1 protein-coding gene (running past one end of the window) is annotated in these 11,421 nt (G+C 62.9%); it reads right to left on the reverse strand.

Features of this window, described 5'->3' with window-relative positions; all coding sequences use genetic code 11:
• Window positions 1-11,421 carry part of the coding region annotated (gene sypC, locus LIX91_RS22125; RefSeq protein WP_226489160.1) for a syringopeptin non-ribosomal peptide synthetase SypC on the reverse strand (this coding region is incomplete at its 5' end). The annotated region extends 16,788 nt beyond the left edge of the window, so 11,421 of the 28,209 annotated nt are shown.

Raw genomic sequence — 11,421 nt, forward strand, 5'->3', positions numbered from 1 at the left:
CGCCCGGTCTGAGCCTTCGCCGCCTTGCATCCGGCCCAGCAGCACGGTGCCGAACACTACGTCGTCACGCCCCGAGGCCTTGCTCAACAGCTGCGCCCAGGCCAGGTGGACCAGGCTCGCGGCACTCACTCCCAGTTGGCGGGCCTGAGCGCGCAAACGACGGCTGAGCTCCAGATCCACCGCCAGGCAGCCTTCTTCGATGTCATGACCGTCACCTTGCACCTCCTGCAAACCAAACGGCAGCGTCGCCTCGTCAACGTCACTCAACATATCGCGGAAGAACGCCTCATGTTCCTCCTGGCTCATGCCCAGGCGGACCTGAGCGATGTAATTGCGATATGGCACCGTCAAGCCCAGTTGAGCACCCTGCCCCAGCAGGCAGGCCTGCATCTCATGGCGCACTACTTCCAGTGTTGTATGGTCCATGACCAGATGATGGAACTGCAGCCAGCCCAGCCAGCGCTGGTTTGGCTCGTCCCAGGCATGTACAAGACGCATCATCGGCGCTCGACGAATGTCCAGACGCTGGTGGCGGGCGTCGAAACGCTGGTGCAACTGTGTCGCGACGTCGCCGCCTTGCGGATCCGGGTCAAAGCTTTCACGCGTCAGCAACGCCTGACGCCAGACCACTTGCATCGGTTCGTCCAGTCCTTCCCAGACCAGTGCGGTGCGCAGAATGTCATGGCGCTGGATCACGAACTGCAAGGCGCGGGCAAAGTCGTCGACATGCTCCTGGCTGTCGAAGGCGAACAGCGATTGCAGCAAATACGGATCTCCGCGCTCAGCGCTGAGGTGGTGATAGAGGATGCCCTCCTGCAACGGCGACAGCGGGTAGACGTCCTGCACATTCGCCACGCCGCCCGGCACGCTGGCGACCACCTGGTCGATCTGCGCCTGGGTCAGGTCGGCCAGCGGCAGCAGGTCCGGGGTGATGTGTTCGCAGTGCTCGGAAATCAGATTGGCGGGCACCACGATTTCCGTGCCACCGCCAACTGCCGCTGCCAGTGCCGCCAGGGTCGGCTGGCCGAACAGCACGCGTACGTCCGAGCTTAAGCCCGACTGACGCATACGCCCGATCAGGCTGACGGCCAGCAGCGAATGACCGCCCAGCTCGAAGAAGTTGTCGTGACGACCGACCTGGGCAACGCCCAACAGGTCTTGCCAGATAGCCGCGATCTGCGTTTCGGTTTCGCCTTGTGGGGCTTCATAGCCACGGCTGATCAGTGCGTCGGCTTCCGGTGCCGGCAGGGCCTTGCGGTCCAGCTTGCCATTCGGGGTCAGTGGCAGTGCATCGAGCAGCACATAGGCCACCGGGATCATGTAGGCCGGGAGTTGTTCCTGCAGCCAGCCGCGCAGGCTGTCGATGTCTACCGAAGCCTGCCCTGCGTTCAGGGTGTAATAAGCCACCAGACGCTTGTCGCCGGGCACATCTTCGCGAGCATTCACTACCGCTTCGTGGACGGCCGGGTGTTTGGCCAGGCGTGCATCGATCTCGCCCAGTTCGATACGGAAGCCACGGATCTTCACCTGATCGTCGTTACGACCGAGGTATTCGATATTGCCGTCCGCCAGATAGCGCCCCAGGTCGCCAGTGCGGTACATGCGTGCTGCCGGGTTTTGGCTGAACGGGTCTTTGAGGAAGCGTTCGGCAGTCAGGTCGTCGCGGTTCAGGTAGCCCCGAGCCACACCGGCACCGCCGATGTAGATTTCACCCGCGACACCCAGTGGCACAGGCTGTTGCTGTTCGTCCAGCAGGTAAAACTGCGTATTGCCCACTGGTTTGCCGATGTGCGCAGCGAAGCCGTCTTCGCGATCCATCGCCACCCAGCTTGAGTAGGTGGTGGTTTCAGATGGGCCATACAGGTTGCACAGGCGCTGCACGCTGGTCTTCTCGAACAGCGACTCAACCAGACTGCGCTTCAGCGCTTCGCCGGCCACGTTCACGGTATGGACCGATTCTGGCAGACCATCGACGTCCAGCAGTGCTTTAAGCGCCGACGGTACGGTGTTGATCAGGCCGATATCATGCTCGGCGTGTTGCAGTTCAAGGACGTTTTTGACGACTTCGATACTGCCGCCCGAGGTCAGCGGCGCAAAGCACTCGTAGACCGCGAGGTCGAAGTTCAGCGAGGTGGAAAACAGTGTTTTTTCCAGTGCAGAGCCGTCAAAAGCCGTGTGTGCCCAGCTCAGGAAGTTGACGGTGTTGCGGTGTTCGATCATTACGCCTTTCGGCAAACCGGTCGAACCCGAGGTGTAGATCAGGTACGCCAGATGCGCCGAAGTCAGCCCCTGCACCTGCGGATTCTGGACGGATTGGTCCTGCCAATCGCTCAGATCAAGATTGATGACAGGCACCGAAACGTCGGCCATCAGGCCCTGAGTAGCTGTTTGAACCAAAACTGCCGCCGGAGCGCTGTCCTGCAGCATGTAGGCAATACGTTCTGCCGGGTAAGCCGGGTCCAGCGGCACGTAACCGCCGCCCGCTTTGAGAATCGCCAGCAAACCGACGACCATTTCCATGCCGCGCTCAACGCAGATGCCGACGCGGGAATCCGGTTGCACGCCCTGCTTAATCAACGCATGCGCCAGACGGTTGGCCTGTTGGTTAAGCTCGCGATACGTCAGGCGTTGTTCGCCATGGACGACTGCCACCCCTTCCGGCGTGCGCTTGACCTGCGCTTCGAACATCCCGTGAATGGTCTGTTCGTTCTCGTAAGCCAGCACGGTGTCGTTGAACGCCACCAGCAACTGCTCGCGCTCGATAGCTGGCAGGATCGACAAACCTTGCAACGACGTTTCTGGCGTCTGCTCCAGCGCAGTCAACAGGTTTTCCAGCGCCGTGTGCATGTAGCCGCACACACGTTGCGCGCCGATTGACGAAACCACCAACGCCGTCAGGCTGAACCCGTCGCCCAGATCATCGACGTTCAAGGTCAGCGGGTAGTTGGTGCGCTCTTCGCCGCTGAGGACCGCAATGCCCTGCCAAGCCTGCATGGCCTGGTCGGATACACTGCCGACCCCGCTATGGCGATAGTTGAGCAGTGCGCTGAACAAGGGCGCCGGCGCGGCAACCCCGCTGCAACGCTGGGCCAACGCCAGTGAGGCATGTTCGTGACCGAGCAAGGCAGTCAGGCGCTTATGAGTGGCCTTGACCCCGTCACGCACGCCCTGCTCGCCCACCGAAACCCGCAGCGGCAAGGTGTTGATGAACATCCCCAGGGCCCGCTCGGTTCCTTCGCCACCTTGCATCCGGCCCATCAGGACGGTGCCGAACACCACATCCTGCCTGTTTGAAACCTTGCCCAACACTTGAGCCCAGGCCAGATGCACCAGGCTCGCGGCACTCACCCCTTGTTGCCGGGCTTGAGCACGCAGGCGCAGGCTCATTTGAGGGGCCAGCGCCAGGCTGGCTTCCTCGATGTCACGCCCTTCACCCTGCACATCCTGCAAACCGAACGGCAGCGTCGGCTCGTCGATGTCGCCGAGCATGTCGCGGAAGAACGCTTCGTGGTCAGCCTGGCTGACACCCAGGCGTGCCTGGGCCACATAGTTGCGATACGGCACGGGTACCGACGCCGCCAACGTGTCGGCCTCGCCCGCCAGCCATGCCTGCATTTCATGCTTCACCACTTCCAGCGCCACGTGGTCCAGGGCCATGTGATGGAACAGCAACATCGCGCAGATGCGCTGGTTGAGCGGGTCTTCGGCATAGGCCACGCGCATCAACGGCGCCTGGCCTATGTTCAGACGGTAATGGCGCGGGTCAAAGCGGCTGTGCAGTTGCGCACCGATATCGCCGTCTGCCGGATCGAGCTCAAGTGCGTCAAGGTGCAACCGGGCCTGACGCCAGACCACCTGCACCGGTGAATCGAGACCGTCCCATACCACGCTGGTGCGCAGAATGTCGTGGCGATCGATGACCATCTGCAAGGCCTGGACGAAGGCGTTCAGACGCTCGCTGTCAGCGAACGCGAACTGGGTCTGGAGCACATAGGGGTCGCCGATTTCGGCGGCCAAGTGGTGGTAAAGAATGCCTGACTGCAGAGGCGCCAGCGGGTAGATGTCCTGCACATTGGCCACGCCGCCCGGCACGGTGGCGACGACTTGATCGATCTGCGCCTGGGTCAGGTCGGCCAGTGGCAACAATTCAGGCGTAATGCGTTGGCAGTCCTCGGTGATCAGGTTGGCGGGCACCACGATCTCGGTGCCACCGCCCACCGCCGCGGCCAGTGCAGCCAGGGTGGGCTGGCTGAACAGCACGCGCACGTCGGCGCTCAGGCCCAACTGGCGCATGCGCCCGGTCAGGCTCACCGCCAGCAGCGAATGGCCGCCGAGTTCGAAGAAGTTGTCGTGACGCCCGACCTGTGCGATGCCCAGCAGGTCTTGCCAGATAACCGCGATCTGCTCCTCGATTTCGCCTTGCGGCGCTTCGTAACCACGGCTGATCAGCGCGTCACCGTCTGGTGCTGGCAGCGCCTTGCGATCCAGCTTGCCATTCGGCGTCAGTGGCATCGCCTCAAGCAGTACATAAATGGCCGGAACCATGTATTCCGGCAACTGTTGCTGCAGGTGACCGCGCAGGGTTTCGATATCGACAGCAGTGTGCTCGGCAGACTGCGTGTAGTAAGCCACCAGACGTTTATCGCCCGGTACATCTTCACGAGCAGTGACTACGGCTTCATGGACCGCCGGGTGTTTGGCCAGAGCGGCCTCGATTTCGCCGATTTCGATACGCAAGCCGCGGATCTTGACCTGAAAGTCATTGCGGCCCAGGTACTCCAGCGCGCCATTGGCCAGCCAGCGTCCCACATCGCCGGTTTTGTACAGGCGTGCCTGCGGGTCTTCGGAAAACGGATCGGCGATGAAACGCTCGGCACTCAGCTGCGGCTGGTTCAGGTAACCCCGTGCTACGCCGATGCCGCCAATGTGCAGTTCACCGGCCACGCCCATTGGTTGCAGCTGGCCTTGGGCATCCAGCACGTGCATCTGAATGTTGGCAATCGGGCGACCGATGGGCACGCTGTCGCCCGGATCCGTCGGGCGGCATTCCCAGGCGGTAACGTCGATGGCCGCTTCAGTCGGGCCATACAGGTTGTGCAGTTCAACGCCCTTAAGGTGTTGCTCGAAGCGGCGCTGCAACGCACGCGGCAAGGCCTCGCCGCTGCACAGCACGCGGCGCAGTTGCGGGAAGTCGCGGGTCGAGCGGTGTTCCAGAAACACATCGAGCATCGAGGGCACAAAGTGCAGCAGGGTAATGCCCACGTCACTCATTACCTGCGCCAGGTAGTCAGGCTCCTGATGGCCACCGGGACGTGCCATGACCAGCTCGGCACCGGCCAGCAGCGGCAGGAAAAATTCCCAGACCGACACGTCGAAACCGAACGGAGTCTTTTGCAGCACGCGATCCTGACTGTTCACCTGATAGGCGTCGCGGGCCCATAGCAGGCGGTTGACCACGCCCAGGTGTTCGTTCATCACGCCCTTGGGCTGCCCGGTGGAACCCGAGGTGTAGAGCACGTAGGCCAGATCATTCGGCTGCAGGCCCAGGGCTTTGGCATCCGGGTTGTTGATCGGCTGTGAGGCAAGCTGGGCGCTGTCATCGTGGCCATCGAGCACCAGCGCCGGAACGCTAAGGGCTGGCAGACTTGCAAGCAGATCCTGGCTGGTCAGCAGCGCACGGGGGGCGCTGTCGCTGAGCATATAGGCCTGGCGAGCGCTGGGCAGGTCAGGGTCGATCGGCACGTAGGCGCCACCGGCCTTGAGGGTACCCAAGAGCGCCACGACCATTTCCGGTCCGCGACGCAGGCTGACCGCAACCCGCGTATCCGGCTCCACGCCCAGTTCGATCAGGCGATGGGCGAGCTGGTTGGCCTGTTGATTGAGTTCGGCGTAAGTGAGCAACGGCCCGCTGTCGCCGCTTACGGCGCAGGCATCCGGACGCTGGGCGGCCTGTTGTTCGATCAGTTGGTGGATCAGGACATCGCGCGGATAAGGGTGCGCAGTGTCATTAAAGCCCGTTAGCAAAAGCTCGCGCTCGTCATCCGGCAGTATCGGCAGGCTGTTCAGCGCTGCTTGCGGCGTGTGTTCCAGTGCTTGCACCAGGCTGCGCAGTGCAACCTGCATGTACTCGCCGATGCGCTGGGCATTGATTTGCTGGACGGCCTGAATGGTGAGCATGAAGTCATCGCCCAGGTCATCGACGTTCAGGCACAACGGATAGTTGGTGCGTTCCTCCATACTCAGGGTCTGAATGCCCTGCCAGGCTGACAATGTTTCGGTCGAGGCCGCACCACCGTTGCTGTGGCGGTAGTTGAGCAAGGTGCTGAACAGCGGCAGCGAACTCGGCACGCCGCTGCAGCGCTGGGCCAGCGACAGTGAGGCATGCTCATGTCCCAGCAGCGCCGACAGGCGCTGGTGAGTGATCTTGACCGCCGCCAGAGCGCTCTGGCTGCCGACGCTGATGCGCAGCGGCAAGGTGTTGATGAACATGCCCAGCGCCCGGTCGGCACCATTGCCGCCCTGCATCCGGCCCATCAGTACCGTGCCGAACACCACTTCTTCACGGCCCGACACCCGACCTGCCACCTGAGCCCATGCCAGGTGCGCCAGACTGGCAGCGCTAACCCCCAACTGCCGCGCAATGCTGCGCATACGGCTGCTCAGCTGGCTGTCGAGCACCTGATGCACTTCCTCGATACCACTGCCATCGCCCTGCACATCCTGTATGCCGTAAGCCAGGGTCGGTTCGTCGATGTCGCCGAGCATGTCGCGGAAAAACGCTTCGTGCTCTGCCTGGCTGATACCCAGACGCGCCTGGGCCACATGGTTGCGATAAGGCACCGGGGCCGGCAATTGCTCGATCTGCCCCTGCAGGCTGGCCTGCATTTCCTCCACCACCACTTCCAGCGAGGTGTGATCCAGCGCCAGATGGTGGAACAGCAACATGCCGACCAGACGCTGGTGGGTGCTGTCCTCGGCATAGGCGATGCGCATCAGCGGCGCCTGGCCGATGTCCAGGCGATAGTGGCGCGGGTCAAAACGCTCGCGCAGTCGTGTCAGCACGTCACCGTCGAGTGGATCGATGGTCACTTCTTCCAGGCTCAGTTTCGCGTTGCGCCACACCACCTGTACCGGCTGCTCAAGCCCTTCCCAGACGACGCTGGTGCGCAGGATGTCGTGGCGTTCGACCACGCTCTGCAAGGCCGCGGCGAAACCGGCCAGGCACTCGCGATCATCGAACGCGAAAAGCATCTGCAAGACATAGGGATCACCTTCGTCTGCGGCCAGATGGTGATAGAGAATGCCTTCCTGCAAGGGGGCCAGGGCATAGATGTCCTGGATGTTGGCCAGGCCGCCCGGTACGCTGGCGACGACCCGGTCAATCGCCGCCTGATCCAGATCAGCCAGCGGCAGCATGTCCGGGGTAATACGCTCGCAGCCCGGCACGATCAGGTTATCCGGCACCTGTACTTCTGTGTGCCCGCCCACCGCCGCGGCGAGTGCGGCCAACGTAGGCTGGCTGAACAGCACCCGCACATCAGCCGACAGGTCGATCTGGCGCATGCGCTCGATCAGTTTGACGGCCAGCAGCGAATGCCCGCCCAGCTCGAAGAAATGATCGTGGCGGCCAACTTGTGGCACTTGCAGCAGAGACTGCCAGATCTGCGCGATGGCGATCTCGACATCGCCTTCGGGCGGCGCGTATTCACGCATTGCCAGTGCCTGCGCATCCGGCGCGGGCAACGCCTTTTGGTCGAGTTTGCCGTTGGCCGTCAGCGGGAAGCTGTCCAGCGCCACAAAAGCACTGGGCACCATGTAGTCGGCCAGGGACAGCAGCAACCGCGTACGCAAGTCAGCCGCTACGATCTCGTGGCCGGGCGCAGCGATCACATAGGCCACCAGGCGCTTGTCACCCGGTTGATCTTCGCGGACCAGCACCAGCGCTTCGCGGACCGTCTCGCAGGCGGCCAGCACCGCCTGAATTTCTCCCAGCTCGATACGGAAACCACGGATCTTCACCTGGTCGTCGTTGCGGCCCAGGTAATCGAGACTGCCGTCAGCCATCCAGCGACCCAGGTCACCGGTTCGGTACAGACGCGCCTGAGGATCCTTGCTGAACGGGTTCGCCAGGAAACGCTCGGCTGTCAGCGCTTCACGGTTCAAGTAGCCCCGCGCGACACCGGCGCCGCCGACATACAGCTCGCCGACAACACCCACCGGCACCGGCTCGCGGCGTGCATCAAGCACATACAACTGCAAATCGGGAATGCGTACACCGATAGGACTCACGCCCGCACGCTGCGCATCTGCCGCCACCAGGGGGTGATAGGTCACATGCACCGTGGTTTCGGTGATGCCATACATGTTCACCAACTGCGTACCGGCGTTGATCACCCTGGCGTACCAAGGCTTGAGCATCCCGGTGTCCAGCGCTTCGCCACCAAAAATCACCTGGCGCAAGGAATGTCGCTGATCGCTCTCGCCCTGGGCGTTGAGCAACTGGCGGAACGCGCTCGGGGTCTGGTTGAGCACCGTCACTTCTGCGTTGCACAACAGCGCGTAGCAGTCTTGCGGGGAGCGGCTGACCAGCTGCGGCACGATCAACAAACGCCCGCCGTGCAACAGCGCGCCCCAGATTTCCCAGACAGAGAAGTCGAAAGCGAATGAATGGAACAACGCCCAGACATCCTGCTCGTTGAAGCCAAACCAGCTCTGGGTGGCCGAGAACAGCCGGGCCACGTTGCGGTGCTCGACCATTACGCCCTTGGGCAGGCCGGTCGAACCGGAGGTGTAGATGACGTAAGCCAGGTGGCGCGGGCTGAGCCCGGTCAGCTGTGGATTGTGGCCCGGTTGGGCCTGCAACGCCGGACTGTGCAAATCCACGCGTGGGCCGTCGAACGTGCCCAGCAGCGCCAGACCCGCAGCATCGGCCAGCACCGCCATCGGGGCGCTGTCCTGCAACTGGTAGGCAATACGCTCGGCCGGATAGGCCGGGTCAATCGGCACGTAAACCGCACCGGCCTTGAGCACCCCGAGCAGACCGACAATCATTTCCAGGCTGCGCTCTACGCAGATCGCCACCCGGTCATCCGGCTGCACGCCCAGGCCCAGCAGGTAATGGGCCACCTGATTGGCGCGGGTGTTCAGCTCGGCATAGGTCAGGCTGCTGTCTTCATAGTGCAGGGCCACGGCATTCGGCTGCGCCACCACCCAGGCTTCGAAGGTACGGTGAATCAGGGCGTCATCGGCCTGCAGCGCATGCGGGGTGTTCCAGCTTTCCAGCAGTTGCTGGCGCTCGATCCCGGGCAGGATACGCAGCGCTCCCAGTGCTTCGTCCGGGGTCTGTTCCAGTGCCTGCACCAGATTTTCCAGCACGCAGTGCATGTAGGTACACACACGCTTGGCACCGATCTGCCCTTCGGCCATGACGGTCAGGTTGAAACCTTCGCCCAGGTCATCCACGCACAAGGTCAGTGGGTAGTTGGTGCGTTCTTCTCCGTGCAACGCCTGGATGCCTTCCCAGGCGACCAGCGCCTGATCGCTCGCGCCGAGATCACCGGTATGGCGGAAGTTGAGCAGCGAGCTGAACAATGGCGTCGAAGCGGGCACACCACTGCAACGCTGGGCCAGTACCAGCGAGGCGTGTTCATGGGCCAGCAGACCGCTGAGTCGTGCGTGGGTGGCTTTCAGACCGCTGCGCACACCCTGCTCGCCCAATGTGACACGCAGCGGCAAGGTATTGATGAACATTCCCAGCGCCCGGTCGGACCCGGCACCGCCTTGCAGGCGACCGAGCAACACGGTGCCGAACACCACGTCCTCTTTGCCGGACACAGCGCCCAGAACACGAGCCCAGGCCAGGTGGTACAGGCTGGCGGAGCTGACCCCGAGTTGACGAGCCTGCACGCGCAGACGTCGGCTCAGGTCGACGTCGACCAACTGGCGCACCTCCTCGATACCGCGCCCGTCGCCCTGCACGTCTTGAAGGCCGAACGGCAGTGTCGGCTCATCGATGTCACCGAGCATGTCGCGGAAAAACGCCTCGTGCTCTTCACGGCTGACGCCGAGCATGGCCTGCGCCACATAATTGCGATAAGGCACGGACGGCGGCAGCGAGGCTTGCTGACCGAGCATGTGCGCCTCGATTTCGCTGCTCAGAATACGCAGCGACGTGGCGTCGTCCACCAGGTGATGGAACAGCAGCATGCCCAGCCAGCGGTTGTTCACCTCGTCCCTGGCATAACCGATACGCAGCATCGGCGCCTGACGGATGTCCAGACGCGTGTTACGCGGGTCGAGACGCTTGAGCAACTGTTCGGCAATGTCGCCATCGGCCGGGTCCAGCACCTGTTCATCCAGACCCAGGGTCGCTTCACGCCAGACCACCTGCACGGGCGCGTCGAGACGCTCCCAAAGTACCGCCGTGCGCAGGATATCGTGCCGGGCGATCACGCCTTGCAGTGCCTCGGCGAAGCTGTGCAGACGCTCGATATTGTCAAAGGAAAACAGTGCGTATTGCAGGTACGGGTCACCTTCGGCCGCAGCAAGGTGGTGATACAAAATCCCCTCCTGCAACGGCGCCAGTGCGTAGATATCCTGCACGTTGGCCAGCCCGCCGGGCACGCTGGACACCACACGGTCGATATCATCCTGGCTCAGGGATACCAGCGGCAGCATGTCCGGGGTGATGCGCTCGCAATCGGCGGGAATAAGGTTGGCGGGTACTTGCACTGCACCTTTGCCGCCCACTGCTGCCGCCAGGGCAGACAGGGTCGGCTGGCTGAACAGTACGCGTACATCGGCAACCAGATCGATCTGGCGCATGCGCTCGATCAGTTTCACGGCCAGCAGCGAGTGGCCGCCCAGTTCGAAGAAGTGGTCATGCCGGCCGACCTGCTCCAGCTGGAGCAGGTCTTGCCAGATCCGTGCAATCGCCATCTCGGTGTCGCCTTCGGGCGCTTCATAGCCACGACTGGCCACCGCCGAACGGTCGGGAGCTGGCAGGGCTTTGCGGTCGAGTTTGCCGTTGGCCGTCAGCGGAAACGCTTCAAGGCTGACAAAGGCGCTCGGCAGCATGTACTCGGCCAGCGACAGGCGCAGTTGCTCGCGCAATTGGGTGGCGTCCAGTTCGACGCCCGCGGTGCCGATAACATAGGCCACCAGACGCTTGTCGCCCGGTTCGTCCTCACGGACCAGCACCATGGCATCCTGTACACCGTCACACGCGACGAGTTGCGCTTCGATCTCGCCTAACTCGATGCGGAAGCCACGAATCTTGACCTGTTCGTCATTCCGGCCCAGGTACTCAAGGCTGCCATCGGCCAGCCAGCAACCCAGGTCACCAGTACGGTACAGGCGCGCACCCGGCGCCGTACTGAACGGGTTGTCGATGAAACGTTCGGCCGTCAGTGCTTCACGGTT

Origin of the sequence: Pseudomonas sp. B20 (assembly GCF_020515755.1) — a bacterium.
Taxonomy (GTDB): Bacteria; Pseudomonadota; Gammaproteobacteria; order Pseudomonadales; family Pseudomonadaceae; genus Aquipseudomonas; species Aquipseudomonas syringae.